The 20,566-nt window shown below is 67.6% G+C and carries 13 protein-coding genes; 10 read left to right on the top strand and 3 right to left on the bottom strand.

The genetic code is table 11. The annotated features are described in order from the left end of the window. Positions 1 to 522 precede the first annotated feature (522 nt). Positions 523 to 4,005, top strand: a complete 3,483-nt coding sequence (gene rpoB, locus ACFWBW_RS22160) for a DNA-directed RNA polymerase subunit beta (protein WP_243333342.1) — start codon at positions 523 to 525, stop codon at positions 4,003 to 4,005. Positions 4,006 to 4,102: 97 nt separating this feature from the next. After that, positions 4,103 to 8,002 (top strand): DNA-directed RNA polymerase subunit beta', encoded by a 3,900-nt coding sequence (locus tag ACFWBW_RS22165; RefSeq protein WP_243333344.1) that lies wholly within the window; start codon positions 4,103 to 4,105, stop codon positions 8,000 to 8,002. A gap of 88 nt (positions 8,003 to 8,090) precedes the next feature. On the opposite strand, the gene ACFWBW_RS22170 is transcribed toward ACFWBW_RS22165, so the two are convergent. After that, on the bottom strand, positions 8,091 to 10,565 hold the full coding sequence (locus ACFWBW_RS22170; RefSeq protein ID WP_385374970.1) for a YfhO family protein: 2,475 nt from the start codon (positions 10,563 to 10,565) through the stop codon (positions 8,091 to 8,093). A 669-nt stretch (positions 10,566 to 11,234) separates the two neighbouring features. On the opposite strand from ACFWBW_RS22170, the gene rpsL reads away from it, so the two are divergent. The 4 genes from rpsL (at position 11,235) to tuf (ending at position 15,591) form a co-directional block, all read left to right on the top strand. Next, positions 11,235 to 11,606 carry a 30S ribosomal protein S12 gene (rpsL, locus tag ACFWBW_RS22175; RefSeq protein ID WP_007265893.1) on the top strand — a complete coding sequence of 124 codons (372 nt, stop codon included), beginning with the start codon at positions 11,235 to 11,237 and terminating at the stop codon, positions 11,604 to 11,606. Between the two features lie 3 nt (positions 11,607 to 11,609). Beyond that, complete coding sequence (gene rpsG / locus ACFWBW_RS22180; protein WP_215023410.1) at positions 11,610 to 12,080, top strand: 30S ribosomal protein S7; 471 nt, start codon at positions 11,610 to 11,612, stop codon at positions 12,078 to 12,080. Between the two features lie 39 nt (positions 12,081 to 12,119). Continuing rightward, positions 12,120 to 14,249, top strand: a complete 2,130-nt coding sequence (gene fusA, locus ACFWBW_RS22185; RefSeq protein WP_243333348.1) for an elongation factor G — start codon at positions 12,120 to 12,122, stop codon at positions 14,247 to 14,249. 148 nt (positions 14,250 to 14,397) lie between these two features. Beyond that, positions 14,398 to 15,591, top strand: coding sequence for an elongation factor Tu (tuf, locus tag ACFWBW_RS22190; RefSeq protein WP_327309305.1), 1,194 nt, complete (start codon positions 14,398 to 14,400; stop codon positions 15,589 to 15,591). A 208-nt stretch (positions 15,592 to 15,799) separates the two neighbouring features. Here the strand turns inward: tuf and rfbC are convergent, their stop codons facing one another. Together rfbC and rfbA are read right to left on the bottom strand one after the other, a co-directional pair. Further along, positions 15,800 to 16,399, bottom strand: a complete 600-nt coding sequence (gene rfbC, locus ACFWBW_RS22195; RefSeq protein WP_385374972.1) for a dTDP-4-dehydrorhamnose 3,5-epimerase — start codon at positions 16,397 to 16,399, stop codon at positions 15,800 to 15,802. After that, on the bottom strand, positions 16,396 to 17,271 hold the full coding sequence (rfbA, locus tag ACFWBW_RS22200) for a glucose-1-phosphate thymidylyltransferase RfbA (RefSeq protein WP_385374974.1): 876 nt from the start codon (positions 17,269 to 17,271) through the stop codon (positions 16,396 to 16,398). The genes rfbC and rfbA overlap by 4 nt, the downstream gene beginning before the upstream one ends. A 216-nt stretch (positions 17,272 to 17,487) precedes the next feature. On the opposite strand from rfbA, the gene rfbD reads away from it, so the two are divergent. From rfbD to ACFWBW_RS22220, 4 genes are all read left to right on the top strand, one after another. Continuing rightward, entirely contained in the window at positions 17,488 to 18,408 is a 921-nt protein-coding gene (rfbD, locus tag ACFWBW_RS22205; RefSeq protein WP_385374976.1) for a dTDP-4-dehydrorhamnose reductase, read from the top strand. Positions 18,409 to 18,543: 135 nt separating this feature from the next. Next, on the top strand, positions 18,544 to 19,233 hold the full coding sequence (locus ACFWBW_RS22210; protein WP_385374978.1) for a glycosyltransferase family 2 protein: 690 nt from the start codon (positions 18,544 to 18,546) through the stop codon (positions 19,231 to 19,233). Then, positions 19,230 to 19,661, top strand: coding sequence for a DUF2304 domain-containing protein (locus ACFWBW_RS22215; protein WP_385374980.1), 432 nt, complete (start codon positions 19,230 to 19,232; stop codon positions 19,659 to 19,661). The genes ACFWBW_RS22210 and ACFWBW_RS22215 overlap by 4 nt, the downstream gene beginning before the upstream one ends. 5 nt (positions 19,662 to 19,666) lie before the next feature. Continuing rightward, positions 19,667 to 20,566 carry a glycosyltransferase family 2 protein gene (locus ACFWBW_RS22220; protein ID WP_385374981.1) on the top strand — a complete coding sequence of 300 codons (900 nt, stop codon included), beginning with the start codon at positions 19,667 to 19,669 and terminating at the stop codon, positions 20,564 to 20,566.

Here is a 20,566-nt window from a genome sequence, read left to right on the forward strand (position 1 = left end):
GTACCCGGAGTGCCTGATTTGCCCCCGTCTCGTTGGGGAGTAGGGTGATCTTCGTTGCTCTGCGGCAGGGTCCTTCGATGATCCGCTCGGAGCAGGGGGCCTTGACGAACGGGACGCGGCGCGCAATTCTCAGATCCGTCGCGAGATGGGCAGACTCGATCCGAGATCCGAGGCATGGATCGGGCCCGCATCGGGCATGGATCGACTACGAAGAGGGCAGTACTGTTACGCGCTCTGTATGCGAGAGCCGAACCGTTGGACGCAGTTGAAACGACATGGGGAAGGCCTGTTGCCGGTTTCCGGAAACCTGGTCTGGACATCAGTGAGCCTAGTGGCTACACTGACCCTTTGCGCTGCCTGTTAGCTGCCCCCTGCCCGTCGCCAGGGGCATGCCCACGCATGAGCACACTTGATTGAACGGCCCTGAGCTGGTCCTTTTGACCAGATGGGGGGCGCTTGTCTTCTGTGTCAGCTGGGACCGGTACGCGCGTAGTGAGTCCGAGCCCTCGGAAGGACCCCCTCTTGGCCGCCTCGCGCAACGCCTCGACCAATACGAACAACGGTGCCAGCACCGCCCCGCTGCGCATCTCCTTTGCAAAGATCAAGGAGCCCCTCGAGGTTCCGAACCTCCTGGCGCTGCAGACCGAGAGCTTTGACTGGCTGCTCGGCAACGCCGCCTGGAAGTCTCGCGTCGAGTCGGCGCTTGAGAGCGGACAGGACGTTCCCACCAAGTCCGGTCTGGAAGAGATCTTCGAGGAGATCTCGCCGATCGAGGACTTCTCCGGGTCGATGTCGCTGACGTTCCGCGACCACCGTTTCGAGCCGGCGAAGAACTCGGTCGACGAGTGCAAGGACCGCGACTTCACGTACGCGGCGCCGCTTTTCGTCACTGCCGAGTTCACGAACAACGAGACCGGAGAGATCAAGTCTCAGACGGTCTTCATGGGCGATTTCCCGCTCATGACCAACAAGGGCACCTTCGTCATCAACGGCACCGAGCGTGTCGTCGTGTCGCAGCTCGTCCGTTCCCCCGGTGTCTACTTCGACTCCTCCATCGACAAGACGTCCGACAAGGACATCTTCGCCGCCAAGATCATCCCTTCCCGGGGTGCCTGGCTCGAGATGGAGATCGACAAGCGCGACATGGTCGGTGTTCGCATCGACCGCAAGCGCAAGCAGTCCGTCACCGTCCTCCTGAAGGCTCTCGGCTGGACCACCGAGCAGATCCTCGAGGAGTTCGGCGAGTACGAGTCCATGCGCGCCACCCTGGAGAAGGACCACACCCAGGGCCAGGACGACGCGCTGCTCGACATCTACCGCAAGCTGCGTCCCGGCGAACCGCCGACCCGCGAAGCCGCTCAGACGCTGCTCGAGAACCTCTACTTCAACCCGAAGCGCTACGACCTCGCGAAGGTCGGCCGCTACAAGGTGAACAAGAAGCTCGGCGCCGATGAGCCGCTGGACGCCGGCGTGCTCACCACCGACGACGTCATCGCGACCATCAAGTACCTGGTCAAGCTGCACGCCGGTGAGACCGAGACCGTCGGTGAGTCGGGTCGTTCGATCGTCGTCGAGACCGACGACATCGACCACTTCGGCAACCGTCGTCTGCGCAACGTCGGCGAGCTCATCCAGAACCAGGTCCGTACGGGTCTGGCTCGTATGGAGCGCGTCGTCCGCGAGCGGATGACGACCCAGGACGTCGAGGCGATCACGCCGCAGACCCTGATCAACATCCGGCCGGTCGTCGCCTCCATCAAGGAGTTCTTCGGCACCAGCCAGCTGTCGCAGTTCATGGACCAGAACAACCCGCTGTCGGGTCTCACCCACAAGCGCCGTCTGTCGGCGCTTGGCCCGGGTGGTCTGTCCCGTGAGCGGGCCGGCTTCGAGGTCCGAGACGTTCACCCGTCGCACTACGGCCGCATGTGCCCGATCGAGACCCCTGAAGGCCCGAACATCGGTCTGATCGGCTCGCTCGCGTCCTACGGCCGCGTCAACGCGTTCGGTTTCGTCGAGACCCCGTACCGCAAGGTCATCGAGGGTGTCGTCACCGACGAGGTCGACTACCTGACGGCCGACGAGGAAGACCGCTTCGTCATCGCCCAGGCCAACGCCGGCCTGTCCGACGACATGCGCTTCACCGAGAACCGCGTGCTGGTTCGCCGTCGTGGTGGCGAGATCGACTACATCGCCGGCGACGACGTCGACTACATGGACGTCTCCCCGCGCCAGATGGTGTCCGTCGCCACCGCGATGATCCCCTTCCTGGAGCACGACGACGCCAACCGTGCCCTCATGGGCGCGAACATGATGCGCCAGGCCGTTCCGCTCATCAAGGCGGAGGCGCCGCTCGTCGGCACCGGCATGGAGTACCGCTGTGCGGTCGACGCCGGTGACTCGATCCGTGCGGAGAAGGACGGTGTCGTCCAGGAGGTCTCGGCCGACTACATCACCGTCGCCAACGACGACGGCACGTACACCACGTACCGCGTCGCCAAGTTCTCCCGCTCGAACCAGGGCACCTCGGTCAACCAGAAGGTCATCGTCAACGAGGGTGACCGGATCATCGAGTCCCAGGTCCTCGCCGACGGTCCTGCGACCGAAGAGGGCGAAATGGCCCTCGGCAAGAACCTGCTCGTCGCGTTCATGCCCTGGGAAGGTCACAACTACGAGGACGCGATCATCCTGTCGCAGCGCCTCGTACAGGACGACGTCCTCTCCTCGATCCACATCGAGGAGCACGAGGTCGATGCCCGTGACACCAAGCTGGGCCCCGAGGAGATCACCCGGGACATCCCGAACGTCTCCGAGGAGGTCCTGGCGGACCTCGACGAGCGCGGCATCATCCGCATCGGTGCGGACGTAGTCGCCGGCGACATCCTGGTCGGCAAGGTCACGCCCAAGGGCGAGACCGAGCTGACCCCGGAAGAGCGCCTGCTCCGCGCGATCTTCGGTGAGAAGGCCCGCGAGGTGCGTGACACCTCGCTCAAGGTTCCTCACGGTGAGATCGGCAAGGTCATCGGTGTCCGCGTCTTCGACCGCGAGGAGGGCGACGAGCTTCCCCCGGGCGTGAACCAGCTGGTCCGCGTCTACGTCGCCCAGAAGCGCAAGATCACCGACGGTGACAAGCTCGCCGGCCGCCACGGCAACAAGGGTGTCATCTCCAAGATCCTTCCGATCGAGGACATGCCCTTCCTTGAGGACGGCACGCCGGTCGACATCATCCTGAACCCGCTGGGTGTCCCGTCCCGAATGAACCCGGGACAGGTCCTGGAGATCCACCTCGGCTGGCTCGCCAGCCGCGGCTGGGACGTCTCCGGCCTCGCGGAGGAGTGGGCCGAGCGACTGAAGGTCATCGGCGCCGACCGCGTCGAGCCCGGTACCAACGTCGCCACCCCGGTGTTCGACGGTGCCCGCGAGGACGAGATCTCCGGCCTCTTCGAGCACACCATCCCGAACCGCGACGGCGACCGCCTGGTCCTCCCGTCCGGCAAGGCGCGTCTGTTCGACGGCCGCTCCGGCGAGCCGTTCCCGGAGCCGGTCTCGGTCGGCTACATGTACATCCTGAAGCTCCACCACCTGGTCGATGACAAGCTCCACGCTCGGTCGACCGGTCCGTACTCGATGATCACGCAGCAGCCGCTGGGTGGTAAGGCGCAGTTCGGTGGCCAGCGCTTCGGTGAGATGGAGGTGTGGGCGCTTGAGGCTTATGGCGCCGCTTACGCCCTCCAGGAGCTCCTGACCATCAAGTCCGATGACGTGACCGGCCGCGTGAAGGTCTACGAGGCCATCGTCAAGGGCGAGAACATCCCCGAGCCGGGCATTCCCGAGTCCTTCAAGGTGCTCATCAAGGAAATGCAGTCGCTCTGCCTCAACGTGGAGGTGCTGTCCTCGGACGGCATGTCCATCGAGATGCGCGACACCGACGAGGACGTCTTCCGCGCGGCGGAGGAGCTCGGTATCGACCTGTCCCGGCGTGAGCCGAGCAGCGTCGAAGAGGTCTGACGGGCCTGACGGGGGGCTCGCTCAAGAGCCCCCCGTCATCCCCGGGACCGTTCAGACCATGATTGAGACTCGACCCCGAAAGAGGGATTGACGCACAGTGCTCGACGTCAACTTCTTCGACGAGCTGCGGATCGGCCTTGCCACCGCGGACGACATCCGAACCTGGTCCCACGGCGAGGTCAAGAAGCCGGAGACCATCAACTACCGCACCCTCAAGCCCGAGAAGGACGGACTCTTCTGCGAGAAGATCTTCGGTCCGACCCGGGACTGGGAGTGCTACTGCGGTAAGTACAAGCGTGTCCGCTTCAAGGGCATCATCTGTGAGCGTTGTGGCGTCGAAGTCACGCGCGCCAAGGTGCGTCGCGAGCGGATGGGCCACATCGAGCTTGCCGCTCCCGTCACCCACATCTGGTACTTCAAGGGCGTCCCGTCGCGCCTCGGATACCTGCTGGACCTCGCGCCGAAGGACCTCGAAAAGGTCATCTACTTCGCCGCGTACATGATCACGTTCGTGGACGACGAGCGCCGCACCCGCGACCTCCCGTCCCTGGAGGCGCACGTCTCCGTCGAGCGCCAGCAGATCGAGAACCGACGCGACTCGGACCTCGAAGGCCGTGCCAAGAAGCTCGAGACCGACCTGGCCGAGCTCGAGGCCGAGGGCGCCAAGGCCGACGTACGCCGCAAGGTGCGCGAAGGTGCCGAGCGCGAGATGAAGCAGCTCCGTGACCGCGCCCAGCGCGAGATCGACCGCCTCGACGAGGTGTGGGCCCGCTTCAAGAACCTCAAGGTCCAGGACCTCGAGGGCGACGAGCTGCTCTACCGCGAGCTGCGCGACCGCTTCGGTACGTACTTCGACGGCTGCATGGGCGCCGCGGCGCTCCAGAAGCGTCTGGAGTCCTTCGACCTCGACGAAGAGGCCGAGCGCCTCCGCGAGATCATCCGTACCGGCAAGGGCCAGAAGAAGACCCGTGCGCTCAAGCGCCTCAAGGTCGTCTCCGCGTTCCTGCAGACCAGCAACAAGCCCAAGGGCATGGTTCTGGACTGCGTGCCGGTGATCCCGCCGGACCTGCGTCCGATGGTGCAGCTGGACGGTGGCCGCTTCGCGACCTCCGACCTGAACGACCTGTACCGCCGCGTGATCAACCGCAACAACCGTCTGAAGCGCCTCCTGGACCTCGGTGCCCCCGAGATCATCGTGAACAACGAGAAGCGCATGCTTCAGGAGGCCGTCGACGCCCTCTTCGACAACGGTCGTCGTGGTCGTCCGGTGACCGGTCCCGGCAACCGCCCGCTGAAGTCCCTGAGCGACATGCTCAAGGGCAAGCAGGGTCGATTCCGTCAGAACCTTCTCGGCAAGCGCGTGGACTACTCCGCGCGTTCCGTGATCGTCGTCGGTCCCCAGCTGAAGCTGCACCAGTGTGGTCTGCCCAAGGCCATGGCGCTGGAGCTCTTCAAGCCGTTCGTGATGAAGCGCCTGGTCGACCTGAACCACGCGCAGAACATCAAGTCGGCGAAGCGCATGGTCGAGCGCGGCCGCACGGTCGTCTACGACGTGCTCGAAGAGGTCATCGCCGAGCACCCGGTTCTGCTGAACCGTGCGCCCACGCTGCACCGCCTCGGCATCCAGGCCTTCGAGCCCCAGCTGGTCGAAGGCAAGGCCATCCAGATCCACCCGCTCGTCTGCACCGCGTTCAACGCGGACTTCGACGGTGACCAGATGGCCGTGCACCTGCCGCTTTCGGCAGAGGCGCAGGCCGAGGCCCGCATCCTGATGCTGTCCTCGAACAACATCCTGAAGCCGGCAGACGGTCGTCCCGTCACCATGCCGACCCAGGACATGGTGCTGGGTCTGTTCTTCCTCACCACCGACGGCGAGCTCCGTGACGTCAAGGGCGAGGGCCGTGCGTTCGGCTCGACCGCCGAGGCGACCATGGCGTTCGACAACGGCGAGCTGGCTCTCCAGTCGGCCGTGGACATCCGCTTCCCGGTGGGCACCATCCCGCCGCGCGGCTGGGTGGCCCCGATCGCCGAAGAGGGCGAGCAGGAGTTCCAGCCGGGCGACAGCTTCCGTCTGAAGACGACCCTGGGTCGCGCGCTCTTCAACGAGCTGCTGCCCGAGGACTACCCGTTCGTCGACTACTCGGTGGGCAAGAAGCAGCTCTCCGAGATCGTCAACGACCTGGCGGAGCGCTACCCCAAGGTGATCGTGGCGGCGACGCTCGACAACCTGAAGGCGGCCGGCTTCCACTGGGCGACCCGTTCGGGCGTCACCGTGGCCATCTCCGACGTCGTCGTGCCCGAGGCCAAGAAGGCCATCGTCAAGGGCTACGAGGAGCTGGACGAGAAGGTCCAGAAGCAGTACGAGCGCGGTCTGATCACCAAGGACGAGCGCACGCAGGAGCTCATCGCGATCTGGACCAAGGCGACCAACGAGGTTGCCGAGGCGATGAACGCGAACTTCCCCAAGACGAACCCCATCTTCATGATGGTTGACTCGGGTGCCCGAGGAAACATGATGCAGATGCGACAGATCGCCGGTATGCGTGGTCTGGTGTCGAACGCGAAGAACGAGACCATCCCGCGTCCGATCAAGGCGTCCTTCCGTGAGGGCCTCACCGTTCTGGAGTACTTCATCTCCACGCACGGTGCCCGTAAGGGTCTGGCGGACACCGCCCTGCGTACCGCCGACTCGGGTTACCTCACCCGTCGTCTGGTGGACGTCTCGCAGGACGTCATCATCCGCGAGGAGGACTGCGGCACCGAGCGCGGCCTGAAGCTGAAGATCGCCGTTCGCGGCGAGGACGGCGTGCTGCGCAAGGCCGACGACGTCGAGACCTCGATCTACGCCCGCATGCTGGCCGAAGACGTCGTCATCGACGGCAAGGTCATCGCGCCGGCCAACGTCGACCTCGGTGACGTGCTCATCGACGCCCTGGTCGCCAACGGCGTCGAGGAGGTCAAGACCCGCTCGGTCCTGACCTGTGAGTCCGCGGTCGGCACCTGTGCCTTCTGCTACGGACGCTCGCTCGCCACCGGCAAGCTGGTCGACATCGGTGAGGCGGTCGGCATCATCGCCGCCCAGTCCATCGGTGAGCCCGGTACCCAGCTGACGATGCGTACCTTCCACACCGGTGGTGTGGCAGGTGACGACATCACGCAGGGTCTGCCGCGTGTCGTCGAGCTCTTCGAGGCCCGTACCCCGAAGGGTGTCGCCCCGATCTCCGAGGCCGCCGGCCGCGTGCGGATCGAGGAGACCGAGAAGACGAAGAAGATCGTCATCACGCCCGACGACGGCAGCGAGGAGACGGCCTTCCCGATCTCCAAGCGCGCCAAGGTCATCGTCGGCGAGGGCGACCACGTCGAGGTCGGCCAGAAGCTGACCATGGGTGCCACCAACCCGCACGACGTGCTGCGCATCCTCGGCCAGCGTGCGGTCCAGGTCCACCTGGTCGGCGAAGTCCAGAAGGTCTACAACTCGCAGGGCGTGTCGATCCACGACAAGCACATCGAGATCATCATCCGGCAGATGCTGCGCCGCGTGACGATCATCGAGTCCGGCGACGCGGAGCTCCTGCCGGGCGAGCTGGTCGAGCGGTCGAAGTTCGAGACCGAGAACCGTCGTGTGGTCACCGAGGGCGGTCACCCCGCCTCCGGCCGTCCGCAGCTGATGGGTATCACCAAGGCCTCGCTCGCGACCGAGTCCTGGCTGTCGGCGGCGTCCTTCCAGGAGACGACCAGGGTTCTGACGGACGCGGCGATCAACGCCAAGTCCGACTCCCTGATCGGCCTCAAGGAGAACGTCATCATCGGTAAGCTCATCCCGGCCGGTACGGGCCTCGCCCGCTACCGCAACATCCGGGTCGAGCCGACCGAGGAAGCCAAGGCCGCGATGTACTCGGCCGTCGGCTACGACGACATCGACTACTCGCCCTTCGGCACCGGCTCCGGCCAGGCTGTCCCGCTGGAGGACTACGACTACGGCCCGTACAACGGCTGAGCTCGTTAGCTAGTACGAGGAAGCCCCCCGCCGCTCCGAGAGGAGAGGCAGGGGGCTTCTTCGTGTCGTGAGCCGGGTCCGGCCGGGATCAGGCCCCGGTGCGCCGGCGGCGCAGGCTCGTCATGGTGACCGAGGCCAGGGCCAGGAGGCCGAGGGTGGCGCCTGCCAGGCCGGGGGTGAGGCCCTTGGGGCGGAAGGTGCAGGAGACCTTGGACGTGCCCTGCGGGATGTCCAGGGAGACCAGGCCGTGGAAGCTCTGCACGGGGGCCGAGCACTGCCAGCCGGGGACGGCGGTCATCGCGAAGACGGCGGTGCCGGAGGACGCCTTCGGGAGGGTGGCCTCGATGGTGTGGCCGCCCGCGCTGACGTGGGTGGCGCCCGTGGCCGTGAGGCGGGCGACCGTCGTGGCGAGCGCGGCCCGGTCCAGGCAGCCGACGGGGTGGGCGCCGGCGCTGCCGCCCCGGGTACGGGTCCGCACGGTGACGTCGACCCGTCCGGAGGCGGGCACCTCGCCCAGGCGCAGCACCCCGGCCGTCCGGTCCTCCAGGGGCCTCTGGGTGCCCGCGTAGGAGACGGTGCCGTACAGCCGGGGCGAGTACCAGAAGGCTTCGGAGCCGGGGGCGCACCGGGCGGTGTACCGCTGCTTCGTGGCGCTGCCGCCGCGGGTGACGGGCGGGACCCGGTAGACGGTGGCGCCGAGGACCTGCTCCTGGTGGGCGTAGACGCCGGCCGGGGGGTTGGGGGAGGTGTACGGGGCGCTGCGGACGGTGACCAGGGGCGGGGCGGGGAACGTGCGGGCCGTCCAGCTGTCCTTCTCCGGGCCCGGCTCGGCGCGGGCGCCGATCGAGAAGATCGCGTCCAGGACGGGATTGTCGGCCCCGAAGAAGGTGCGGCCGTCGTTCGTGTAGCCGTAGCCGAGGGGTTCCAGGGCCTTGTACGTGGCCTTGGGGAGGTAGCTGCTGTAGTACTGCGGGCCCTGCGCCCGGAGCGCGAGCGCGTCGTTGTACGAGGTCTGCGGGCCGCCCGAGTCGGTGCGGTAGGCGGGCCAGCCGTCGACCGAGCGGACGGCGTCGAAGTGGTTGGTGATCGACCTGCTGGAGGTGGCGATCGGCTTCGCCCAGCGTTCGCGGGCACGGCGGGCGTCCGCGCCCGCCGCGGCGGCGGTGGATTCGGCGAAGACGACGCCGACCATGAGGACCGCGGCCACGGGGACCAGTACGCGGTGCTTGTCTCCCAGCGCCGGCAGGACCAGCGCGAGGAGCGACACCGCGCCGCCGCCCAGGACGGCCGGCCACGTGGCCCCGCCGAAGTCGTCGGTGTGGCGCAGCGCGAAGGTCGCGGCGACCAGCAGGGCCGCCGTCAGGGCCAGGTGCGCCGGGCGCGGCCGGTTGGCCAGCGACAGCCAGGCGATGACCACCACCATGCCGCTGAACACGAAGGTCTCGCGGTACGGGTTGCCGTTCGGCACCGCGAGCCCGTGCCAGACGTACTGGGTGGGCGGGAACTGGAACGAGAGGACGACGAGCAGGGCCGCCGCCGTCCAGGCCAGGCGGGTCCGGCGCGCGATCCCCGTGTTGAGGAGGAAGGACCCGGCCAGGATCAGGCCGAGCGAGGCCACGTACAGCCGGGGCCGGCCGCCCCACAGGTGGGTGCCGGGGAGCATGCCCGCCAGGAAGACCTCGATCCGGACCGGGTCGAAGGCCGCCGCCCCGGTGGGCTGGGCGGCCCCGCTGGAGAGGAACGCGGGCAGGAGCAGGGGGAGCGTGAGCAGGATGCCCGTCGCTGCGGCCGTCCCGGCCCGCCACACGGTGCGCAGCCGCTGGGCTCCGGTGAGCTCGAGGACGATCAGGCGGACGGCGAGCAGCACGCACGCGGCCATCGTCGCCATCATCGCGGTGTAGAAGTTCCCGAACCAGGCGAGCGCGACCAGCAGGGCCACTCCGGGCCAGCGGCGGTCCTCCAGGCACCATTCGACGGCGATGCCCAGCAGCGGGAGCGCGACCAGGCCCCACATCCACATCGGGATGTACGAGGCGTCGCTGAGCGCCCAGCCGCACAGCGCGTAGACGGCTCCGAGCACGCCCCGCTGCCACCACGGGCCGGCGTGGAGCTTGCCGAGGTAGACGGCCATCAGGGCGGCGGCGGCGCCCATCGTGACCGGGGTGATCGCGAAGACGGCGAGGTCCACGTGGGCGCGGGGGACGAGGACGGCCAGCCAGGAGAAGGGGTTGCCGAGGTAGGTGTGGTAGTCGGACAGGAACTGCTGGCCGAAGCCGCCGCGCCAGGTGAAGAGGAGGTCGCCGGCGGCCCTGCCGTGCACCAGGTCCCACAGGGCCCTGTGGAAGGGGACGTACTGGTTGGCCTGGTCGTTGACGGCCCGGCCGGTGTCGCCGAAGGGGAAGGTGCCCCGGACCGCCCAGGACGCGCAGAAGGCGCCCGAGGCCGTGAGGAACGCGAGGAGCGGGCCGTAGAAGCGGATGGCGCGGCGCGGCGCGGGCCGGGGCCGGTCCCGGCCGGGGGGTGAACTGCTCTGCGTCGCGGGCTCGACGGCCAAGGTCCCCAAGGGTCTGCTCCCTGCTGGTCGACTGTCCGGCTGGTGGTACGTCGGATCCGGCGTCCATGGTGGCGGGCAGCGGCTCGGCTCCAGGGCGGCGGACGGCGGGGCGGGGCGGGGGGACGCGGACGCGTGGAACCAGGGCGGGCGGTGGGACGGCCACCGGCAGGGCGGTCCGGACGGGTGTGCGCAGGGTGCGCCGGCCGGCCGCGGACGCGGGGGGTTCCCCCTTTCGGTGGAGCGCCGGGGCGCGGTTGTCGGCCGGGGAGCGGCTCCCGTCGTGCGGGCCCGAACCCACGGCCACCGCCCCGATACGGTGCGTGCGGCCGCGGGCGGCGGTGGTTCCGCTTAGCACATGTGCACCACGGCCGCACGTCGGAGGGGTCGCATCCCGACTTCGGCCTTGTGGCGACTGGCCTGCGGGTCCTTCGGGCTTCGGGGGTCGGGGCTTTTGTTTTGACCGGAGTGGATGCGGTAGGTACGCTCAGACCTTGTGCCTGGGGTGTGCCTGGGCTCCTGTGCGTGTCCATCAACCGCACCTGAGCCGTATTCAGCCACCGCGATTCATGCGTTTCCACGCTTGCGTGGAGGTCCGCCGGATCCGACACACCCGACCGCGTGGGTCGGCAAATGTTCCAGGTTAGCTTCACTACACGGCACACAGAAACCGGAGAAGTAGTGCCTACGATCCAGCAGCTGGTCCGTAAGGGCCGGCAGGACAAGGTCGAGAAGACAAAGACCCCCGCGCTTGAGGCTTCGCCCCAGCGTCGCGGCGTCTGCACGCGAGTGTTCACGACCACCCCGAAGAAGCCGAACTCGGCGCTGCGTAAGGTCGCGCGTGTGCGTCTGACCTCTGGCATCGAGGTCACCGCTTACATTCCGGGTGAGGGACACAACCTGCAGGAGCACTCGATCGTGCTCGTGCGTGGTGGCCGTGTGAAGGACCTGCCGGGTGTTCGTTACAAGATCATCCGCGGTGCGCTTGACACCCAGGCTGTCAAGAACCGCAAGCAGGCCCGCAGCCGCTACGGCGCCAAGAAGGAGAAGTAAAAAATGCCTCGTAAGGGCCCCGCCCCGAAGCGCCCGGTCATCATCGACCCGGTCTACGCATCTCCTCTGGTGACGTCGCTCATCAACAAGATCCTCCTGAACGGCAAGCGCTCCACCGCCGAGCGCATCGTTTACGGCGCCATGGAAGGCCTCCGCGAGAAGACCGGCAACGACCCGGTCATCACGCTGAAGCGCGCGCTGGAGAACGTCAAGCCGTCGCTCGAGGTCAAGTCCCGCCGTGTCGGTGGCGCCACCTACCAGGTGCCGATCGAGGTCAAGCCGGGCCGTCAGTCGACCCTCGCGCTGCGCTGGCTCGTGGGTTACTCCCGCGCCCGCCGCGAGAAGACGATGACCGAGCGCCTCATGAACGAGCTGCTCGACGCCTCCAACGGTCTTGGCGCTGCCGTCAAGAAGCGCGAGGACACGCACAAGATGGCCGAGTCCAACAAGGCCTTCGCGCACTACCGCTGGTAGTCCCAACCCACATCGAGACCGAGAGAAGACTGAGCCGATATGGCTACCACTTCGCTTGACCTGGCCAAGGTGCGCAACATCGGCATCATGGCTCACATCGACGCGGGCAAGACGACCACCACCGAGCGCATCCTGTTCTACACCGGTGTGTCTTACAAGATCGGTGAAGTCCACGACGGCGCTGCCACGATGGACTGGATGGAGCAGGAGCAGGAGCGCGGCATCACGATCACGTCTGCCGCGACGACCTGCCACTGGCCGCTCGAAGACGTCGACCACACCATCAACATCATCGACACCCCGGGTCACGTTGACTTCACGGTCGAGGTGGAGCGTTCGCTCCGCGTCCTCGACGGTGCCGTCACCGTGTTCGACGGTGTCGCCGGTGTGGAGCCGCAGTCCGAGACCGTTTGGCGTCAGGCGGACCGCTACGGCGTCCCGCGCATCTGCTTCGTCAACAAGCTGGACCGCACCGGCGCCGAGTTCCACCGCTGTGTCGACATGATCAAGGACCGCCTCGGTGCGGTTCCGATCGTGATGCAGCTCCCCATCGGTGCCGAGATGGACTTCCAGGGCGTTGTCGACCTGGTCACCATGAAGGCGTTCGTCTGGTCCGCCGAGGCGACCAAGGGCGAGATGTACGACATCGTCGACATCCCGGACACCCACAAGGAAGCCGCTGAAGAGTGGCACGCCAAGCTGGTCGAGACGGTCGCCGAGAACGACGACCAGATCATGGAGCTGTTCCTCGAGGGCGTCGAGCCCACGGTCGAGCAGCTGCACGCCGCTGTGCGTCGCATCATCATCGGCTCCAAGGGCGACAAGGGTGCCACCGTCACCGCGGTGTTCTGTGGCACGGCGTTCAAGAACAAGGGCGTTCAGCCCCTGCTCGACGCCGTCGTCCGCTACCTCCCGTCGCCCCTGGACATCGAGGCCATCGAAGGCCACGACGTCCGGGACGCCGAGGTCGTCGTGAAGCGCAAGCCGTCTGACGAGGAGCCCCTCGCGGCGCTCGCGTTCAAGATCATGCGCGACCCGCACCTCGGCAAGCTCACCTTCGTCCGGGTGTACTCGGGCCGCCTGGAGGCCGGCACTGCGGTGCTGAACTCCGTCAAGGGCAAGAAGGAGCGCATCGGCAAGATCTACCGCATGCACGCGAACAAGCGTGAAGAGATCGAAGCGGTGGGCGCCGGTGACATCGTCGCCGTCATGGGCCTGAAGCAGACCACCACCGGTGAGACGCTGTGTGACGACAAGAACCCGGTCATCCTGGAGTCCATGGACTTCCCGGCCCCGGTCATTCAGGTCGCCATCGAGCCCAAGTCCAAGGGTGACCAGGAGAAGCTGGGTGTAGCCATCCAGTCTCTCGCGGAGGAGGACCCCTCCTTCCACGTTCACTCGGACGAAGAGACCGGCCAGACCATCCTCGGTGGTATGGGCGAGCTGCACCTCGAGGTGCTGGTCGACCGTATGAAGCGCGAGTTCAAGGTCGAGGCCAACGTCGGCAAGCCGCAGGTCGCTTACCGCGAGACGATCCGCCAGACGGTGGAGCGTCACGACTACACCCACAAGAAGCAGACCGGTGGTACCGGTCAGTTCGCCAAGGTGCAGATCGCGATCGAGCCGATCCTCGAGGCCGACGGTCCCGCGTACGAGTTCGTGAACAAGGTCACCGGTGGCCGCATCCCGAGGGAGTACATCCCCTCGGTCGACGCGGGTGCGCAGGAAGCCATGAAGTTCGGCATCCTCGCCGGCTACGAGATGACCGGCGTCCGCGTCATCCTTCTCGACGGTGGCTACCACGAGGTCGACTCCTCCGAGCTCGCCTTCAAGATCGCCGGTTCGCAGGCCTTCAAGGAGGCCGCGCGCAAGGCTTCTCCCGTGCTCCTCGAGCCGATGATGGCCGTCGAGGTCACCACGCCGGAGGAGTCCATGGGTGACGTCATCGGTGACATCAACTCCCGCCGTGGCCAGATCCAGGCCATGGAGGAGCGTCACGGCGCTCGCCTCGTGAAGGGCCTCGTGCCCCTCTCGGAGATGTTCGGCTACGTCGGAGACCTCCGCAGCAAGACCTCGGGTCGCGCCAGCTACTCGATGCAGTTCGACTCCTACGCCGAGGTTCCCCGGAACGTCGCCGAGGAGATCATCGCGAAGGCCAAGGGCGAGTAACTCTTCCGAGTACACGCTTTAGGCTTGTCACCGGAGCCTCAGGGGCAACAGGAGCAACCCTCCCGTTGCCCCGGGGTACCGGCTATCCAGCAAAGATCACCTGGCGCCGATGAGCAAGGCGTACAGAACCACTCTCCAGGAGGACCCCGTGGCGAAGGCGAAGTTCGAGCGGACTAAGCCGCACGTCAACATCGGCACCATCGGTCACATTGACCACGGTAAGACGACCCTCACGGCCGCCATTACCAAGGTGCTGCACGACGCGTACCCGGACCTGAACGAGGCCTCGGCCTTCGACCAGATCGACAAGGCTCCCGAAGAGCGCCAGCGCGGTATCACCATCTCCATCGCGCACGTCGAGTACCAGACCGAGGCGCGTCACTACGCCCACGTCGACTGCCCGGGTCACGCGGACTACATCAAGAACATGATCACCGGTGCCGCGCAGATGGACGGCGCGATCCTCGTGGTCGCCGCCACCGACGGCCCGATGCCGCAGACCAAGGAGCACGTGCTCCTGGCCCGCCAGGTCGGCGTCCCCTCCATCGTCGTCGCCCTGAACAAGGCCGACATGGTGGACGACGAGGAGATCCTGGAGCTCGTCGAGCTCGAGGTTCGTGAGCTCCTCTCCGACTACGACTTCCCGGGCGACGACCTTCCGGTCGTCCGCGTCTCCGCGCTGAAGGCGCTCGAGGGCGACAAGGAGTGGGGCGAGAAGCTTCTCGGCCTCATGTCTGCCGTCGACGACTTCATCCCGACCCCGCCGCGTGACACCGAGCTGCCGTTCCTCATGCCCGTCGAGGACGTCTTCACGATCACCGGTCGCGGTACCGTCGTCACCGGCCGTATCGAGCGTGGCATCCTGAAGGTCAACGAGACTGTCGACATCATCGGCATCAAGGAGACCAAGACCACCACCACGGTCACCGGTATCGAGATGTTCCGCAAGCTGCTCGACGAGGGCCAGGCGGGCGAGAACGTCGGTCTGCTCCTCCGTGGCATCAAGCGCGAGGACGTCGAGCGCGGCCAGGTCATCATCAAGCCCGGTTCGGTCACCCCGCACACCGAGTTCGAGGCCCAGGCCTACATCCTGTCGAAGGACGAGGGTGGCCGTCACACCCCCTTCTTCAACAACTACCGTCCGCAGTTCTACTTCCGTACCACCGACGTCACGGGTGTTGTCACCCTGCCGGCCGGCACGGAGATGGTCATGCCGGGCGACAACACCGAGATGACGGTCGCGCTGATCCAGCCGGTCGCCATGGAGGAGGGCCTCAAGTTCGCCATCCGTGAGGGTGGTCGTACCGTGGGCGCCGGCCAGGTCATCAAGATCACGAAGTAATTCGTGTTCTGACCTGGTAGCTCGCTGACGCGGGCACCATGTTTGACAGGAGGGCCCCTCCCCCGTCGTTCACGCGACGGGGGAGGGGCCCTTCGTCGTACGGGCTCAGGCTTCGTACGGACTCAGGCGTCGTACGGGCTCACGTGCTGAGGGCCGCACTCCCCGCGGGGGTACGGCCCTCTTCCCTGCGTCGCTCCGCGCGCGGCGGCTACTTCACCCGCAGGGACTCCGTGAACTCGATGCACGCGGCGTAGTCCGGCAGCATTCCGGCCGCGGTGACCTCGGCCAGCGAGGGGGCCGCGTCGTCACGGGCCGACAGCAGCGGGACGTCCGCCGGCCAGTCGATGCCCAGGTCGGGGTCGAGCGGGTGGATCGAGTGCTCCCCCGTGGGGTTGTACGTCTCCGAGCAGATGTAGGACAGAGTGGCGTCGTCCGTCAGCGCGCAGAAGCCGTGGCCCATGCCCTCGGGGAGGTAGACGGCGCGGCGGTCCACGTCGTCCAGGCGGACGCCTTCCACGCGGCCGAAGGTCGGGGAGCCGACCCGGATGTCCACGACGACGTCGAGCACGGCGCCGCGCACGCAGGTGACGTACTTGGCCTGGCCGCGCGGGACGTCGGCGAAGTGGATGCCGCGGACCACACCGCGCTGGGAGACCGAGAGGTTGGCCTGCGCCAGGTTCAGCGGGTGCCCGACGACCTCGGCGAGCCGGTCGAAGCGGTACCACTCCATGAACATGCCGCGCGGGTCACCGTGCTGCTGGGGCGTGATCTCGAATACGCCCTCGATGGAGAGCTCCCGGAACTTCATCGTGTGGCCTCCGCCTCGAGCAGACCGATCAGGTAGTCCCCGTAGCCGCTCTTGGTCAGCGGCTCGGCCAGCGTGCGCAGCTGCGCGGAGTCGATCAGGCCCGCCCGCCAGACGGCCTCCTCGATGCAGCCGATCTTGAAGCCCTGGCGCTCCTCGATCACGCGCACGAACTCCGAGGCCTGCACCATCGAGACGAAGGTGCCGGTGTCCAGCCAGGCGGTACCGCGGTCGAGGACGGTGACGTTCAGCTGACCGGCCTGGAGGTACGCGTCGTTGATGTCGGTGATCTCCAGCTCCCCGCGGGCGCTGGGCTTCAGGTCCCGGGCCATCTCCACGACCTGGTTGTCGTAGAAGTACAGACCGGGCACGGCGTAGCGGGACTTGGGCTTGGCCGGCTTCTCCTCGATGGATATGGCCTGGCCGTCCTTGTCGAACTCGACCACGCCGTACGCCGTCGGGTCCGCCACCGGGTACGCGAAGACCCGGCCGCCCTTGGAGTCGGTGTGCTGCGCCAGGCGGGTGCCGAGGCCGCTGCCGTGGAAGATGTTGTCGCCGAGTATCAGGGCCACGGAGTCGTCGCCTATGAAGTCGGCGCCGAGCACGAAGGCCTGGGCGATGCCGTCGGGGCGTTCCTGGACGGCGTACTCCAGCCGGATGCCGAACTGCGAGCCGTCGCCGAGCAGACGCTCGAACTGGTCGCGGTCGTCCGGGTTGGTGATGACGAGGATCTCACTGATCCCGGCCATGACCAGAGTGGAGAGCGGGTAGTAGATCATCGGCTTGTCGAAGACGGGCAGCAGCTGCTTCGACACTGCCCGCGTCAGCGGCCAGAGTCGGGATCCGGTGCCGCCGGCCAAGAGAATTCCACGCATGGCGCAACACTATGCGAGCAGGCGGGGCATTTTCCGGTTAAGCCCGTGACCAACGCACCGCACAGCTAATGTTCACTTCATGTGCATCCTGGTGAGGGGCGGATTCCGGCCCAGACGGAACGATCGGTTATCGCGGAAGGGTATTTCGTGGTACGGCAACGGAGGCGACGAATATGGATGCGCCCCGCGGGCCGAGACGAAGGCGGCACCGAAAAAATGACGGGTGACCGGGGGAATGACCGCTGGCTGGTCACGGGCGCGGCCGGGATGCTCGGCCGGGACGTCGTGGCCGAACTGCGGCGCAACGCGATCGAGACCGTCGGCCTCAGCCGTGCCGAGCTCGACATCACCGACCCGGCCGCGGTCCGGTCGGCCCTCAAGGGCGTGACCCTCGTCGTCAACTGCGCCGGCTGGGCCGACGTGGACGGTGCGGAGACGGCCGAGGAGGCCGCCGCCGCCGTGAACGGCGCCGGCGCACGGATCCTCGCCGAGGCCTGCGCCGCCAACGGTGCGCGCCTGCTGCAGATCTCCACCGACTACGTGCTGCCGGGGGACGCTTCGCAGCCCTACGCCGAGGACGCGGCCACCGGGCCGGTGAACGCGTACGGCCGCTCCAAGCTGGTCGGCGAGCAGGCCGTGGCCGAACTCCTGCCGCAGGACGGCTATGTGGTCCGCACCGCCTGGCTGTACGGCGATCACGGCCCGAACTTCGTCGCCACCATGCTCAAGCTGGCCGCCCTACGGGACACCCTGGACGTGGTCGACGACCAACAGGGCCAGCCCACCTGGTCCGTCGCGCTCGCCCAGCGGCTCGTCGAGCTGGGCCGGGCGGCGTTGGCGGGCCGGGCCCCCGCGGGCATCTATCACGGCACCGCGAGCGGTGTGACCAGCTGGTTCGGGCTGGCGCGCGAGGTCTACCGGCTGAGCGACCTGGACCCCGGGCGGATCCGCCCGACCACCTCCGCCTCCTTCGTCCGGCCGGCGGTCCGTCCCGCCTTCAGCGTCCTCGCGCACGACCGCTGGGCCCTGGTGGGCCTGGCCCCGATGAGCGACTGGCGGGAGCAGCTGGCCAAGGCCCTGGCCACCCCCGGTTTCGGCGCTCTGGCCCAGGCGGCCCGGGACAGCCGGGCGGGCTGAGGACCCCGCGGGACACCACGCTGTGCGTGTGGACGTTGCCTGCGCGCCAGCTTCGCGAAACCCGAACTCCCTACGCTGGGCGGCCCGGAGGCCCGAAACGCGGCCGCCGTGAGAGGCCTGGGCGTTGGAGCTGCCGTGTCCGAGTACGACGATGTCTGGCTGGTCATTCCCGCCTACAACGAGGGCCGAGTGATCGCCGGCGTCGTCGAGGAGGCGCTCGAGACGTTCCCGAACGTCGTCGTCGTCGACGACGGCAGCACCGACGATTCGGCCGAGCACATCGCGACCACCGGCGCCCACCTGGTGCGGCATCCGGTCAACCTCGGTCAGGGCGCGGCCCTGCAGACCGGCCTCACGTACGCACTCGCCCAGCCCGGCGCGCAGTACTTCGCGACCTTCGACGCGGACGGCCAGCACCAGACCAAGGACGTCGAGACGATGGTCGCGGTGCTGCGGGCCGGCGACGCCGACGTGGTGCTCGGCTCCCGGTTCATCGAGCAGAACGGCCAGGTGCCGTGGATCAAGCAGGTCGTGCTGCGCACGGCCGCCGCGGTGAGCCCCACCGCGCGCAGGCTGCGGCTCACCGACGCGCACAACGGTCTGCGCGTACTGGGCCGTGCGGCCGCCGAGCGCCTGAACATCACCATGAACGGCATGGCCCACGCCTCGGAGCTCGTCGGTTTCCTCGCCGGCTCCGACTTGCGGGTCACCGAGATTCCGGTGGACATCCTCTACACCGACTATTCGCGGGCCAAGGGACAGTCCCTCATCAACGGCGTCAACATCGTTTTTGATATTTCGCTGCGGGAGCGTGGGCGTCGATGAAATATTTCTGGATCCAGCTGCTGCTCATCGCCGGCTCTGTTTCCATGGCGCTGGTGTTCATCCGGACCTGGAGCCAGGCGAAGAACCGGGCCTGGAAGCGAATTGCCTTTTCGGTGTTCGTCATCGTCAACGTCTACGCGGTGCTCCGCCCGACCGACGTCACCTGGGTCGCGCAGCACCTCGGTGTCGGCCGGGGCACTGACCTCGTGCTTTACGTGATGGTCCTCGCGATGGGCTTCCTCACGCTCAACACCTTCCTGCGCTTCCGTTCGCTGGAGCAGAAGATCACCGACCTCGCCCGGACGGTCGCCATCACCGAGGGCGTCCGGCACAACGACGTCCGGCTCGGGACGCCCGACGAGGCTTCCGGGCCGGCCGCCGGGCCGGCCGCCGGACCCTCCTCCGGCGCGGACTCCGCGAAGGTGTGACGCCCGTGGGGTCCTTCGACTTCATGCTCCCGTACTACGGGGACGCCGGGCAGATGCGGGACGCCGTCCGCAGCGTCCTGGCCCAGACCGACCGCGATTTCCGGCTCGTCGTCATCGACGACGGCCGGGAGCCGGACGTCCCCGGCTGGTTCGAGGGGCTGGGCGACGCGCGGGTGCACTACCTCCGCAACGAGCGCAACCTCGGCATCACGAAGAACTTCCAGAAGTGCGTCGAGCTCTCCGAGGCCGACCACGTGGTCGTCATGGGCTGCGACGACCTGCTGCACCCGCACTACCTGGAGACCGTCCGCGCAATCCTCGCGGCCCACCCCGGGATCGGCATGGTCCAGCCCGGCGTCGAGGTGATCGACGGTGCGGGCCGGGTCGCGCGGGGCCTGCCCGACGTGGCCAAGCGGTGGATGTTCTCGCCCCGGGTGAAGGGCCGGAGGCTGATGGCAGGCGAGGAGCTGGCCGCCAGTCTGCTGCGCGGGAACTGGCTCTACTTCCCCTCGGTCGTCTGGCGCGGCCCGGCGCTGCGCGAGGTGAACTTCCGGGACGGCTACTCGGTGGTCCTGGACCTGGCCCTGGTCGTGGACCTGCTCGAAGCCGGCGAGGGGATGGTGATCGACGAGTCCACCACGGTCTTCCAGTACCGCCGGCACGCGGCCAGCGAGTCCTCCGTCCAGGCCCTCTCCGGTACCCGCTTCACCGAGGCCGAGCGCTACTTCGCGGCGGTCGCCGAGCGGATGGAGGCCCGCGGCTGGCCCGGGGCCGCCCGCGCGGCCCGTCTCCACCACGGCTCCCGCCTGCACGCGCTCGGAATGCTGCCCGGCGCCCTGCGGCGAGGGCACCGGGCGGGCGTGCGCACGCTGGCCCGGCACGCCTTCGCCGCAGGGTGGAGGTGA

The sequence above is a fragment of the Streptomyces sp. NPDC059957 genome (assembly GCF_042730015.1).
In the GTDB taxonomy this organism is placed as follows: domain Bacteria; phylum Actinomycetota; class Actinomycetes; order Streptomycetales; family Streptomycetaceae; genus Streptomyces.

What these genes read in the sequence shown, in the direction of transcription:
- rpsG (WP_215023410.1), top strand. Translation starts at nt 11,610, where the DNA reads ATGCCTCGTAAGGGCCCCGCCCCGAAGCGCCCGGTCATCATCGACCCG.
- fusA (WP_243333348.1), top strand. Translation starts at nt 12,120, where the DNA reads ATGGCTACCACTTCGCTTGACCTGGCCAAGGTGCGCAACATCGGCATC.
- rfbC (WP_385374972.1), bottom strand. Translation starts at nt 16,399, where the DNA reads ATGAAGTTCCGGGAGCTCTCCATCGAGGGCGTATTCGAGATCACGCCC.
- rfbA (WP_385374974.1), bottom strand. Translation starts at nt 17,271, where the DNA reads ATGCGTGGAATTCTCTTGGCCGGCGGCACCGGATCCCGACTCTGGCCG.
- rfbD (WP_385374976.1), top strand. Translation starts at nt 17,488, where the DNA reads ATGACGGGTGACCGGGGGAATGACCGCTGGCTGGTCACGGGCGCGGCC.
- ACFWBW_RS22215 (WP_385374980.1), top strand. Translation starts at nt 19,230, where the DNA reads ATGAAATATTTCTGGATCCAGCTGCTGCTCATCGCCGGCTCTGTTTCC.